Source organism: Delftia sp. WY8 (genome assembly GCF_018437695.1).
GTDB lineage: Bacteria > Pseudomonadota > Gammaproteobacteria > Burkholderiales > Burkholderiaceae_C > Comamonas > Comamonas tsuruhatensis.
This window is the reverse complement of the sequence record NZ_CP049795.1, coordinates 584,906-598,535: the sequence shown is the minus strand read 5'-3', so window position 1 is coordinate 598,535 and position 13,630 is coordinate 584,906. Positions and strand designations below refer to the sequence as shown.

Here is a 13,630-nt window from a genome sequence, read left to right as displayed (position 1 = left end):
CATGCAGGCGTTCCCTTCCGCTTCTTCCCCCATTTCTGCCGAAGTGGCCCGCCAGGCCGTGCAATGGTGGCTGCAGCTGAACTCCGGCCAGGCCCAGGCCCGGCAGCACGATGGCCTGCAGCGCTGGCGTGCGGCCAGCCCCGAGCATGAGGCCGCCTGGCAGCGCATCGAATCCATGGGCAGCCAGATGGCCGGCATCCCCATGCCGCTGGCGCGGGCCGCATTGGCCGCACCCGGCTCGGCCGGCAGGCGTCGTGCGGTGCAGGCGCTGGCCGTGCTGCTGGTCTCGGGCGCAGGCTCCGCGGCCGTCGTGCGCTCGCAGGCCTGGCGCGGCTGGACGGCCGACCAGGTCGCGGCCGTAGGCGAGCAGCGCCGGCTGCCGCTGCCCGATGGCGGCAGCGTGGTGCTCAACAGCGGCAGCGCCCTCAACCTGCGCTACGGCGCGGCCGAGCGCGTGCTGGAGCTGGTGCGTGGCGAAATCCTCGTGCAGACCGCGCCGGACAGCCTGCACCGTCCCTTCATCGTGCAGACCGCCATGGGCGCCGTCCAGGCCCTGGGCACGCGCTTCACGGTGCGCGAGCGCGCGTCCGGCATCGAAGTGGGCGTGCTGCAAGGCGCCGTGCAACTGCGGCCCGCGCATGCCCCGCATGCCGCGCAGCGCATAGCTGCGGGAGAGCAGGGCACGTTCACGGCCCAGCAGGCCGTGCACTCCGGCGCGCTGGACACGGCGGCCAGCGCCTGGGCCGAAGGCATGCTGGTGGCCTCGCGCATGCGGCTGGAGGATTTCCTGGCCGAGCTGGGCCGCTACCGGCGCGGGCGCCTGGGCTGCGACCCGGCCGTGGCCGGCCTGCACGTCTCCGGCGCCTATCCGCTGGCCGACACCGACCGCGTGCTGGCCGCGCTGACTTCCTCGCTGCCCGTGGAAATCCATTCCTTCTCGCGCTACTGGGTGATGGTGCGGCCTGCGGCGCCGCACAAGGCATGAAGGCCTTCGCCTCTCTTTTGAAAAAAATTTGAGCTGATTTGCCGGCGATGGCTGTCAACAGAGACAGGAGCGCACCGCAGCGTGCGCCAACGCTTCTCTACAACCATTGCAACAAGGCCTTTCCATGCGCCCTCAGACCATGCGCCAGAACTCCATGCGGCAGACTGCCGCCTCCACCGTCCGCCCATCCCCGGCGGCCCCGGCATTACGTCCGGTGGCGCTGGCGCTGCAGGTGCTGTGCGCTGGCACGCTGGCGGGGCTGGCTGCCGCAGGCGCCCTGGCTCCGGCACAGGCCTGGGCGCAGCCGGCTGCCGGTGCTTCGCAGCAACGCCAGTACGACATTGCCGCCGGCCCGCTGGAAAGCGTGCTCAACCAGCTCGGGCGCGAGGCCGGCGTGCTGGTCACCTTCGGCTCGGCCGTCACCGAAGGCTTGCGCAGCGGCGGCGTGAGCGGGCGCTTCACCGTGGAGCAGGCACTGGACCGCGCCTTGCTGGGCACGCCGCTGGCGGCCGTGCGCTCGGCCGGTGGGGGCTACACCCTGCGCGAGATGCCCGTGGTGCCTGCCACCTCCGGCGCGGCGGGTGCTGCGGGTGCTGCGGGTGCGGCAGGTGCGCCGTCCTCCCAGACACTCCGGACCGTGCTGGTCACGGCCTCTGCCCAGGCCAGCCCCACCACCGAAGGCTCGGGCTCCTACACCACGCCGGCCACGGCGGCGGCCACGGGCCTGAGCCTGTCGCTGCGCGACACGCCGCAGTCCGTCAGCGTGCTCACGCGCCAGCAGATCGAGGACCAGGGCCTGCTATCGCTCAACGACGCCATGCGCAGCGTCACCGGCATCCATGTCGTTAGCTCGGACAGCGACCGCTCGGACTTCTACTCGCGCGGCTTCTACGTGGACAACCTGCAGTACGACGGCGTGCCCACCTCCATCGGCCTGTCGTTCTACGGCGAATCGGGCAACGACACCACCATCTATGACCGCGTCGAAGTGGTGCGCGGCGCCACGGGCCTGCTCACGGGCGCGGGCAATCCGTCGGCCTCCATCAACATGGTGCGCAAGCACGCCAACAGCAAGGTGTTCACGGGCTCGGCCTCGGCCAGCGTGGGCTCGTGGAACCACCATCGCGGCACGGTGGACCTGTCCATGCCGCTGACGCAGGACGGCCGCATCCGCGCACGCGTCGCAGGCATGGCCGAAGAGCGCGACTCCCATTTGGATCTCTACCACGCGCGCAAGCAGGTCTTCTACGGCGTGATCGACGCCGACCTCACGCCCGACACCACACTCAGCGTGGGCGCCGACTACCAGGCCAACCGGCCCACCGGCTCGACCTGGGGCGGTCTGCCGCTGGTCTTCACGAACGGCATGCCGGCCGACTGGAGCACCTCCAAGACCACGGCCGCGAACTGGACGCGCTGGAACAGCACCAACAAAAGCATCTTCGCCAATCTGCAGCACCGCTTCGGCAACGACTGGAAGCTCAAGGCCAACTTCGTGCACCGCGACAGCGCCTACGACGCCAAGCTGCTGTACCTCATGCGCCAGCCCGACATCACCACCGGCCTGGGCATGGCGGCCCTGCCCAACTACTCCGAATACAGCTTCCAGCAAAACAGCGCCGACCTGCAGGTGACGGGCGGCTGGGAACTGGGCGGGCGCCGCCATGAGGCCGTGGTCGGCCTGACCAGCAGCCGTGCCCGCGAACACAAGGCCGGCCATGCGCGCACCAGCCCCCTGCAGGACGTGGGCAACTACTACCAATGGGACGGCTCCTATGCCGAGCCCACCTGGGGGCCGCTGACCACCAGCAGCCTGGACCACACGCGCCAGGACGCGCTGTACGGCGCGCTGCGCCTGTCGCTGGCCGATCCGGTCAAGCTCATCGTGGGCGGGCGCCAGAGCAGCTGGAAGGTGCGCAGCCTGAGCGAGAACCGCTCGCACGATGTCTTCATCCCCTATGCCGGCGTCGTCCTGGACCTGAGCGAAGGCTTCTCGGCCTATGCCAGCTACACCGACATCTTCCAGCCCCAGAACTACCGCGACCGCGGCGGCAGCTACCTGGACCCCGTGGCGGGCAAGAGCTTCGAGATCGGCATCAAGGGCGAGCACCTCAACGGCAGGCTCAACAGCTCGCTGTCCGTCTTCCGCATCCAGCAGGACAACGTGGCCCAGCTGGACGAAGGCCAGGTCGTGCCCGGCACCACCGACTTCGCCTACTACGGCGCCAAGGGCGTGACCAGCAAGGGCTTCGAGGCCCAGGTCTCGGGCGAACTGGCCACGGGCTGGAACCTGTCGGCCGGCATTGCCCACACCGTCGCGCGTGACGCCCAGGGCCTGGCCATCAACGCCTGGGCGCCCAAGACCCAGGCCCAGCTGTTCACTTCCTACCGCCTGCCCGGTGGATGGAATCAGCTCACCGTGGGCGGCGGCCTGCAATGGCAAAGCCGCACCCGCGCCAGCGTCTTCGTGGCGGGCAATGACCTGGTCTTCGAGCAGAAATCCTTCGCCACCGCCAGCCTCATGGCGCGCTATGCCTTCAGCCCCAGGCTCTCGCTGCAGCTGAACCTGAACAACCTCTTCAACAAAAAGTACTACGTCAACATCGACGGCCAGGGCCAGTTCGGCACGCCGCGCCAGGCCATGGCGGTGTTGAACTACAAGTTCTGAGTGGTTGCGTTGGGGCGGGGCGCATTCCGTTGCGCCACAGCCCCACGCCGGCCCCTTTTCCGCCCCATTCCTCCCTTTGGGCCGCAGAAACAGACTATTCCTAGAGACAAGCACGCCGCAGCTGCCTAGATTGACCGGCAACCCGGACACAGGCTTGCCTCCACCAGCTCCCCGCCAGACGCATGGCCGCCTCCTGCCCGAGATTCCTAAAAATCCCGAGGGAGAAACTCACATGCACCCACGGCACACGCTGCTGCGCAGCGCCTTGCTATGCATTGCCGCACTGCTGGCCCAGGCCACGCCCACCCTGGCGGCTGCCGCCCCCAACCTGGGCGGCGGCTCCGGCAAATGCGACCCCACCGTGCAAAGCTGCGCCCCCGGCACGGGCGGCGGCATCGACCTCGGCGGTGGCGGTGGCGGCTCGGGCGGCGGCACCTGCACCCCCACGCCCGGCGGCAGCCCCTGCGGCGGCGCCGGCCCCGCCACCCAGGGCAACTCCAGCAGCACCCACCAGGGCGCAGGCAACCCCATCCACCTCATCAACGGCAACAAATACCAGCGCGAAGTGGACATGCCCGCCTTGCCCGGCGTGCTCGGCCTGGAGGTCGTGCGCCACTACAACAGCAGCTACAGCCGGGCCTACGTGCCGCCAGGCCTGCTCGGCCGCGGCTGGCTGCTCAGCTACGAGGCCCGCCTGTACGACCACCCCACCAACCTGCAGATCGTGCAGGCCGACGGCACCCGCATCATCTTCAGCAAGCTGCGCGAGCACCCCAGCCTGTGCGCCAGCGAGCAGCCGGGCAACGGCATCGTGCGCATCGAAGGCACGGATACAAAGGGCACCAAGGAAACCACGCCCGGCCAGGAACGGCACTACACCTGGCAGTGGATGGACGGGCGCGAGCTGCGCTTCAACCACCGGGGGCGCCTGACCCGCATCAGCCTGCCCTCGGGCGAACAGGTCCGCCTGGACTACAACGCCAAGGGCAACCGCCTGCTCAAGGTCACCGACCCGCAGGGGCGCAGCCTGCGCCTGCACTACGCCCAATCTTCGGGCGAGGACAGCTTCACCGGCGTGCAGGCCATTGACACCCCGCTGGGCCGCATCGGCTACCGCCACGGCAGCGCACCGTTGCCCGGCAGCACCCAGCCCCAGGCCAAGCTGAACGCCAGCCTCGTGCAGGTCAGCCTCCCGTCGGCCGATGGCCAAGCCCCGGTCCAGCGCCACTACCACTATGAGGACCCGCGCCACCCCACCTTGCTCACGGGCATCAGCGTCCAGGGCCAGGGCAGCGACGGCAAGCCCATGGACGAGCGCATCGCCAGCTACGCCTACGGCGACACCGGCCGCGCTATCTTGAGCGTGCGCGGCCCGCCGGACAGCCACCAGGAAAAAGTCACCCTGGACCTCAGCCAGCCCTGGAAGAACACCCTCACCAACAGCCTCGGGCAAACAACCACCTACCACTACGACACCATCGGCGGGCAATGGCGATTGCTTGAAGTGCGCGGCCCGGGCTGCGCCAGCTGCGGCCCCGGCGACATGCGCTACCGGTACGACGCGCAAGGGCGCCTGACCGACGCCACGCGGCTCGATCCCGCAGGCCGCCCGCTGGAAGGCACGCGCACCGAGCTGGACCCCTTCGGCCGCCCGCTGGCCGTGTACCGCATTCCCTACACACAAGGCCAAGCCCGGGCCCCGCAGTTGCAGGTGCGCTACGGCTACGGCAAGGACCCCTGGAAGCAATACGCGCCCGAACTCATCGCCCGGCCCAGCGTCGTGCCCGGGCGCGAACACCAGATCCGCATCCGCTACAACAGCAGCCGCCAGCCGCTGCAGATCACCGAGGCGGGCTTCAGCCCATTGGATGCCCAGGGCCAGCCCGCAGGCAATGCGGACGGCGCCATGCCCATCGAACGCAGCACGCGCTACCGCTACACCGAGATCAACGGCCGCAGCGTGCTGGTGGACATCGACGGGCCGCTGCCCACCTCGCTGGCAGGCTATGACGACGGAAGCCCGGCGCAGAACGACCTCACGCGGCTGCGCTGGGACCGCAGCGGCAGCCACGTCACGCGCGTGCTGCAGCCCGATGGCACCGCCGTGGCGCTGGAGCATGACCAGGCCGGGCGCATCACGACCCGCACCGAAGACGACGGCGTGCGGCGCCTTCAGCGCCAGATGCGCTACAGCGCCCTGTCCGCCAACGCCCTGCAGGCCGAAGAAATCACCACCAGCGGCTGGCTGCTGGACGCCGACGGCCAGCCCCGCGCCAGCAGCCGGCTGAGCCTGAATCCATACCGCATCCGCCACGACGCCCTGGGCCGCCCCAGCCAGGCCATCGACACGGCAGGCCGCAGCATCACCTGGGCCTACCAGGGCAGCACCCAGGCTAGGCTCGATGGCCTGGGCAACCGGGGCCAGATCGAGCGCGACAGCGAAGGCCGCATCAAGCGGCTGGGCCTGTACCGCGAAGGCCAGGACCTCCCCGAACGTGCGGCCTACTACGGCTGGAATGCGCAAGGGCGCCTGAGCCACCGCCTCCTGCCCGATGGGCGCCTGGACAGCTACACCTACGGCGACGCGGGCGAGCTGCTCCAGCACACCGATGGCGACGACACCCGCACGCGCTGGCTGGACAACGGCAGTCTCCATGCCAGCCTGTCGCAAACGCCCGATGGGGCGGTACGGCTGGCATTGCAAGGCCCGGCCAGCGCGGCGATGGAGCAGATCACCAGCAAATCCCGGAGCACCCAACCCGCCGAACGCCGCCAGGCCCTGCACGACGACTTCGGCCGCACCGTCTGGCTCCAGCTTGCCGATCATGGCCGCCAAAGCGCACGCTACAACGAAGCCGATCAATTGCTGGTGCACACCCGCGCCGACGGCAGCAGCACCCACTACCAATACGCCCCCAGCGGGCGTCTGCTGGCCAAGCGCTACGAAGCGGCGCCCGGGGCAGATCGTCGCTCTTCCTCGCAAACCCTGCTGCACTACCAGGGCCGGCTGCTGCAGACCATCGACAGCAACTGGCAGCGCGAGTCCATCGAATACGACGCCCTGGGCCGCCCCGTGGCACGCACCATTGGGCTGGCCACGCCCGACGGCCAGGCCGAGCATGCCTATCGCACCGCCACGCGCTATGGCCCGGACGGCCGGGTCCACAGCCGCACCCTGGCCGATGGCCGCGTGCTCGTCACCCGGCGCGGCCCCGCCAGCGAAGGCGCCAGCTTGCAAGGGCTGCAACTGCAAAGCGCTTGGGTGGCCGGCCTGCTGCAGGCCAGCGACCACTGGCTGGGCGCCGGCGCCACAGGCTTGCTTGAACGCCTGCTGCCCGCGCAGACGGTGGTCGGCGACATCCAAACGGACGCCTTCAACGGCCTGCAGCACTACACGGCAGGCAATGGCCTGGCCACCTCGCGCCAATACGACATTGCCGGGCGCCTCACGCAGCAGACCACCGGGCAAGGCACATCGCAAGGCACATCACAAGGCACATCACAAGGCAGCGCACCCATCCTCAGCCAGCGCTACCGCTACGGCGTGGGCCCGCGCATACGCGCCATCGAGCAGGAGGGGCCACCAGCGGGCCTGCACAAGACCGACTACCGCTACCAGGGCTTCGGCAGACTGGTGCAGGACAACGCACCGTCAGCACCAGCGCCCGTGCAGCGCGACAGCCAGGGCCGCACCGTCCAGGACGCATTGCACCGCTACACCTACACCGAGGCAGGACAGCTCCAGGGCATCAGCGACCACCAGGACCGGCCCATCGCCAGCTACCGCTACAACAGCCTGGGCCAGCGCGTGGGCAAGACCGTGCACCAGGGCGATGGGCAAACGCACAGCCACTACCTGTGGCAGGACAACCGGCTCGTCGCGGAAATGGATGGCGAAGGCCGCATCACCAGCCAGTACCTGTACCTGAACGAGGGGACTCGCACCCTGCCCATCGCCAAGCTGGAATCCGCGCACAACCGGGACAACGCCAGCGGCAAGGCGCGCATGCTGCACATCCACAACGACCACCGGGGCAGTCCGCAGGCCATGACGGACGCAGGCCAGCGCGTGGTCTGGCGTGCCCGCCAGACGCCCTGGGGAGCGCCGGCCATGCATCAGGCCGGCCACACAAGCCTGCCCCGGCAGCAGGCCGTGCTCAACCTGCGCCTGCCGGGCCAGTACTTCGACGAGGAAAGCGGACTGCACGACAACTGGCACCGCAGCTACGACCCGGCCAGCGGCCGCTACCTGCAGCCGGACCCGCTGGGCTACCCGGACGGGCCCGATGCCTACCTGTATGCCGGCGGCGACCCGCTCAACCGCATCGATCCCACCGGGCTGTACCAGGAGGACATGCACTACTACATGGTCTTCTTCCTGGCCCTGGCAGCCGGCCTGGACTACGAACCTGCGCGCATCACGGCGCTGGCTTCGCAGTACGTGGATGACAACCCCATCACCAAGCCGCTGGACGATGCCAACACCCTCACCACGGTGGGCTCGATCTTCAAGAACCACCGGCAACTGCTGTGGTACCACTTCACGCTGTCCGACGACAAGGGCACCACGCTGCCCCAGTACGCCAACGACAACGTCAACAGCGTGGTGGGCAACCTGAGCCCGCAACTGAACAACCTGCTCAACGCCAGCCGCCTGGGCAACCCGGCCCAGCCTTGCGCCGAATACCAGTTCCTGGGCGAATTCCTGCACTCCTACCTGGACACCTTCAGCCACCGGGACAAGGACAACCGGCCGTTCGATGCCATCAGCGTGAAGCTGGGCATAGGGCATGGGTTTGCGGGGTCCGAGCCGGATTACACCTATGACGAGGACATGCCAATACTGGGGAATATGCCTGACCCAGAGGTGCCTTATTGGGACAAGCGGGAGTATCGATCGCTGCAAGGAGAGAAGGCGGTTTATGAGTTTCTGACGCGGTATGGGAGCAAGCCGTCGGTCAGTTTTAAAGAGATAGAAAAAGTGCTGGAGAGATTCAATGCAATTCGCGAAAGTGGTGGCAACTCACCAGCTAAAATTGGCATGCTTCAAGAGACGATTAATAAATATATCCAAGATGGAAAAATAAAACCTGAAAAAGACAAAAGCGTTTCTACTGATGCCAAGATAAATTTCTCTGAAAAGTACCTAGATCAATATAACGAAGAAACCGCCAAGAAGAACAGGGAGAAATATCTTGGCGGACTCGCTGGTCAAGAGAAAAATTATCCTGGAGTATGTTTGCCAAGAAGTCCTATATGCAAGTCCGTTTAACCATGGTCTCTTTTTTATTGGTACTGCAACCTCATGCATATGCAGTAGACACTTTGGGCACTCACGAATCAGGTAATGGAACGAAAATCCAAAATGCAAAAAATATCAGAGAAACACCCTTGCCTTCAGGCTGCAAAGCAGTGAGATACACAGGTGGATATATATCAATCAAGGAGGCATTTGAAGGCTCGGGTCGCCATTGCGTAGTGCATAATTTTACTCAAAGAAAAGTTAGAGATTTAATAGATTGGAGTATTCGAGGATCTCCCACCGATGAAATTGGCAGAGGAAGTGTTTTAACTTTTTACAAAAACACAAATGCCGACTTGGATTTGCAAGGCCATGAAATTTCAGGAGCACCTTTTGAGAATACTCGCGGAGTTGGTCTCCTTGGGAAAAATCTAGCATTCCTACGTGTGCATCATGGAAAAATAGAAACCCCTGGACCAAGGGGTTTGGGTGTGGATATGGCACCCAATATTTCTGCGTGGAAAAGAATAAAAGAATTGACTGAGGATTTTCCAGTCACGCAAACAACCGACTGGAATATCAAAATCAAGGAGTTCAACGAAATCCCCTGGAACTACACCCCACCCACCTTCTACACAGCAGAAAACCTCCAAATCAAAGCCGGCGGCCGCGCCATCATCATGGCGGGCTCCGACAACGTGGTGCGCAACAACACCATCGAGGTCGATGGCCGCACCGCCGTCTATCTGTACGGCCCGCGCTCGCTGGTGGAGGGCAATACCTTCATCGTGCACATGGACCCGCGCGACAAGGCGCCGCTGCCCGCCATCCTCAAGCTGCGCGATGCCGATGGTTCCATCATCCGCAACAACCGCTTCATCGTGAAGCGCAGCGGGCTGTTCAGGAAGAAGGAAGAGGAACCCCAGGCCGGCATCAACCTGCTGGAGTCCAAAGGCGTTGTGATCGAAGGCAATGTGTTTGAAGAGATCACATTGCCGGTGCGCAAGGATGCAGCCAGTACCACAACGGAGAGTGGAAACATTTCAAAAGGCAGCCCCTGATGGAATGGAGGTATTCGACGGCCATATGCGGCAACCCACTCAACCGGATCGATCCCACCGGGCTGTACTAGGAGGACATGCACTACTAAATGGTCTTCTTCCTGGCCCTGGCGCCGGCTTGGACTACGAGCGGGGGCGCGCATCACGGCGCTGGCTTCGCAGTACGTGGATGACAAACCCATCACCAAGCCGCTGGACGATGCCAACACCCTCACCACGGTGGGCTCGATCTTCAAGAACCACCGGCAACTGCTGTGGTACCACTTCACGCTGTCCGACGACAAGGGCACCATGCTGCCCCAGTACACCAACGACAACGTCAACAGCGTGGTGGGCAACCTGAGCCCGCAACTGAACAACCTGCTCAACGCCAGCCGGCTGGGCAACCTGGCCCAGCCCTGTGCCGAATACCAGTTCCTGGGCGAATTCCTGCACTCCTACCTGGACACCTTCAGCCACCGGGACAAGGACAACCGGCCGTTCGATGCCATCAGCGTGAAGCTGGGCATAGGGCATGGGCTTGCGGGGTCCGAGCCGGATTACACCTATGACGAGAACATGCCAATACTGGGGAATATGCCTGATCCAGAGTTGCCTTATTGGGACAAGCGTGAGTATCGATCGCTGCAAGGAGAGAAGGCGGTTTATGAGTTTTTGACGGCGTATGGAACTAGGCCTGCGCTGGGGTTTGAGGAGATCAGGAATGTGCTCGAGAGATTCAATGCAATTAGAGAGGAAGGGAAAGAATTTCCAGAGAAGATCGATTTCCTGCAAAAATCCGTTAATAGATTCATTGCCAATGGTAAATTAAATCCGAAAGGAAAGAATGACAAAGAAAATAAAGAAATAAATTTTCTTGATAAGATGAGCGAAAAATATGATAAAGATCAGGCGCAAATCAATAGAGAGATTTTTCTAGGAGATCTTATCGGACAGGAAGAAAAATACCCAGGGGTTTGCCTTCCGGGGAGCAGCGTATGCAAAGAGGTATGATCACTCTATTCTTGATGCTTAATTCCGTACTATTGATTGAATGTCATTCAAATCAAAAAAAACAGCTAACAACAGAAGAATGGGCGGAGCGTCGTCACCCACCTAGCGATACTTCCCCCCTACCGGAAGGGTGCAAAGCGATTAAATATCTCGGAGGCTATTATCCCATAGCAGCGGCTATTGGAGGCAATGGCCGTTATTGTGTAATTCATGATTTTATACAGCGAAAGGCCATTGATTGGATAGAGGGTGGAATAGAGCATGGTTCACCCACGGATAGTCAAGGTGATGGTAGCGTACTGACTTTTTACAAAAACAGTCTATCTGAATTAGATTTGAGAGAACATCTAATCTCCGGTAGACCATTTAAGAATGTAAATGGAATAGGAATATTGGGTAATGATCAAGTTTTTTTAAAAGTTCATAACGGAAAAATAGAGACTCCTGGGGGTTTTGGCATAGGTGTTGAGATGGCGCCAAATATTATGATAAATAAAAGAATGAAAATGCTGACAGAAGACACTGCTGTTACAAAAGAATCCAACTGGAACCCGGAAACCGAGGCTTTTAACAAAATCCCTTGGGATTATTTCCCACCCACCTTCTACACAGCAGAAAACCTCCAAATCAAATCCGGCGGCCGCGCCATCATCATGGCGGGCTCCGACAACGTGGTGCGCAACAACACCATCGAGGTCGATGGCCGCACCGCTGTCTACCTGTACGGCCCGCGCTCGCTGGTGGAGGGCAATACCTTCATCGTGCACATGGACCCGCGCGACAAGGCGCCGCTGCCCGCCATCCTCAAGCTGCGCGATGCCGATGGTTCCATCATCCGCAACAACCGCTTCATCGTGAAGCGCAGCGGGCTGTTCAGGAAGAAGAAAGAGGAACCCCAGGCCGGCATCAACCTGCTGGAGTCCAAAGGCGTTGTGATCGAGGGCAATGTGTTCGAGCAGGTCGCATTGCCGGTGCGCAAGGATGCGGCCAGTACCACGGCTGAGAGCGGCAACACCTCGCAGGGCGGCAGGTGATGGGTGCTGGGTCGGCATCACCGTGGCAACGCAGCGCAGGCCAACCGTTAGAATGCAAATGAGAATTGATCTCATATTTCGGGCCAGCCGCCCACGCATTCCTCCTCCGCGCCATGCCTGCCGCCGAAACCTCCCTTCACCGCGAAGTCGCCACGCTCTACACCGACCACCACGGCTGGCTGCAGGGCTGGCTGCGCAAGAAGCTGGGCGATGTGCACCAGGCGGCCGATCTGGCGCACGACACCTTTGTGCGCCTGCTGGCGCGCGACGAGCCTGTGCAGGCGCGTGAGCCGCGCGCCTTCCTGACCACGGTGGCGCAGCGCGTGCTGGCCAACCACTACCGGCGCCAGCAACTGGAGCGCGCGTATCTGGAGGCGCTGGCCCAGGCGCCGCAGTCCTTTGCCATCTCGCCCGAGGAGCGCGCGCTGCTGCTGGAGGCGCTGGACGAGATCGACCGCATGCTCGACGGCCTGCCCGCTCCCGTGCGGCGGGCCTTTCTGATGGCCCAGCTGGACGGCATGAAGCAGGCCGACATTGCGCGCGAGCTGGGCCTGTCGCTGACCACCATCAAGCGCTACCTGGTGCAGGCCGGCATGCACTGCTATTTCGCGGTGGGTGCATGACGGCGCCGGGAGCCGGCCTGCCGCCCGAGGTAGCGCGCAGCGCCATCGAGTGGTGGCTGAAGCACCAGGAGGGCGGCCTGTCCGATGAGTTGGCCCGCGAATGGCAAGCCTGGCAGGCCTGGCGCGCGGCCGATCCGCTGCACGAGCAGGCTTGGCAGCGCATCACTGCAGTCAACCAGCGGCTGGCTGGGCTGGTGGCGCCGCCGCAATCACCGATAGCCCGGGCTGCGCTGGCTCCGCGTGGTTCCGCTCGCCGGCGCGTGATCCGGTCCCTGGCCGTTGCGGCCTTTGGTGCCGGCATTGCCTGGCAGATGGAGCAGCGCCTGCCCTGGCAGGGCTGGGTGGCCGATGCACGCACGGCGCGGGGCGAGCGTCGGCAGATGGCGTTGCCGGACGGCACGCAGATCGTGCTCAACGGCGCCAGCGCGCTGGACATCGAATACGGTCCCCGGCACCGCCGTCTGCGCCTGCTGCAGGGCGAGGTGCTGGTCACCACGGCCAAGGACACCGAGCAGCCCGCCCGGCCCTTTGCCGTGCAGACCACTGCGGGCGAGGCGCTGGCCCTGGGGACACGGTTTTCCGTGCGTGCGCTCGCGGATGGTGATTTCCAGGTGGGTGTGTTCGAGGGTGCCGTGCGCCTGACCCCCCGGCTGGCCGGCCAGGGTGTGCTGGTGGTCAGTGCGGGCGAGCAGGCCACGCTGCGGGCCGATGGCGTCTCGCCAGCCACCGCCGTGCATGAGGACAGCACCGCCTGGACCGAGGGCATGCTGGTGGCGCGCGGCATGCCGCTGGCCCGGATGCTGGAGGCGCTGCAGCCGTACAGCGATGCGGCCCTGGCCTGCGAGCCCGAAGTGGCCGACCTGCGCATCTCAGGCACCTATCCGCTGGCCGAGGTGCCGCGCGTGCTGGCCGTGATCGGTGCGCTGCCGGGACTGGAGCTGCGCTCCATGACGCGCTGGTGGGGCCGGCGCGAGGTGGTGGTGGGCAAGAAGGCGGCAGGGGCTTGAAGGGGTCTGCGCAGTTT

At 64.3% G+C, this 13,630-nt stretch carries 7 protein-coding genes and 1 pseudogene; all 8 read left to right on the top strand.

Annotated features, from left to right (window positions below):
* Window position 1: 1 nt before the first annotated feature.
* A complete protein-coding gene (locus G4D77_RS02580; RefSeq protein WP_154834536.1) occupies window positions 2-985 on the top strand; it encodes a FecR domain-containing protein in 984 nt (327 codons plus the stop codon).
* A gap of 124 nt (window positions 986-1,109) precedes the next feature.
* Window positions 1,110-3,653 (top strand): ferric-rhodotorulic acid/ferric-coprogen receptor FhuE, encoded by a 2,544-nt coding sequence (gene fhuE / locus G4D77_RS02575; protein ID WP_154834535.1) that lies wholly within the window; start codon window positions 1,110-1,112, stop codon window positions 3,651-3,653.
* Between the two features lie 232 nt (window positions 3,654-3,885).
* Window positions 3,886-8,925 (top strand): DUF6765 family protein, encoded by a 5,040-nt coding sequence (locus tag G4D77_RS02570; RefSeq protein ID WP_213757891.1) that lies wholly within the window; start codon window positions 3,886-3,888, stop codon window positions 8,923-8,925.
* A complete protein-coding gene (locus G4D77_RS30780; protein WP_227740775.1) occupies window positions 8,910-9,956 on the top strand; it encodes a right-handed parallel beta-helix repeat-containing protein in 1,047 nt (348 codons plus the stop codon). The genes G4D77_RS02570 and G4D77_RS30780 overlap by 16 nt, the downstream gene beginning before the upstream one ends.
* A 165-nt stretch (window positions 9,957-10,121) precedes the next feature.
* Window positions 10,122-10,949, top strand: a complete 828-nt coding sequence (locus tag G4D77_RS02560; protein ID WP_227740774.1) for a DUF3939 domain-containing protein — start codon at window positions 10,122-10,124, stop codon at window positions 10,947-10,949.
* Window positions 10,934-11,851, top strand: a pseudogene (locus G4D77_RS30775) (hypothetical protein); the annotation flags it as partial. The gene G4D77_RS02560 and the pseudogene G4D77_RS30775, both read left to right, overlap by 16 nt.
* Window positions 11,852-12,096: 245 nt before the next feature.
* On the top strand, window positions 12,097-12,606 hold the full coding sequence (locus G4D77_RS02550; protein ID WP_154834534.1) for a sigma-70 family RNA polymerase sigma factor: 510 nt from the start codon (window positions 12,097-12,099) through the stop codon (window positions 12,604-12,606).
* A complete protein-coding gene (locus G4D77_RS02545; RefSeq protein WP_154834533.1) occupies window positions 12,603-13,613 on the top strand; it encodes a FecR domain-containing protein in 1,011 nt (336 codons plus the stop codon). Before G4D77_RS02550 ends, G4D77_RS02545 begins: the two co-directional genes overlap by 4 nt.
* Window positions 13,614-13,630: the final 17 nt, after the last annotated feature.

Bases quoted from the DNA above. Each gene is read 5' to 3' on its own strand.
- G4D77_RS02580 (WP_154834536.1), top strand. From the start codon at position 2: ATGCAGGCGTTCCCTTCCGCTTCTTCCCCCATTTCTGCCGAAGTGGCC.
- fhuE (WP_154834535.1), top strand. From the start codon at position 1,110: ATGCGCCCTCAGACCATGCGCCAGAACTCCATGCGGCAGACTGCCGCC.
- G4D77_RS02570 (WP_213757891.1), top strand. From the start codon at position 3,886: ATGCACCCACGGCACACGCTGCTGCGCAGCGCCTTGCTATGCATTGCC.
- G4D77_RS30780 (WP_227740775.1), top strand. From the start codon at position 8,910: ATGCAAGTCCGTTTAACCATGGTCTCTTTTTTATTGGTACTGCAACCT.
- G4D77_RS02550 (WP_154834534.1), top strand. From the start codon at position 12,097: ATGCCTGCCGCCGAAACCTCCCTTCACCGCGAAGTCGCCACGCTCTAC.
- G4D77_RS02545 (WP_154834533.1), top strand. From the start codon at position 12,603: ATGACGGCGCCGGGAGCCGGCCTGCCGCCCGAGGTAGCGCGCAGCGCC.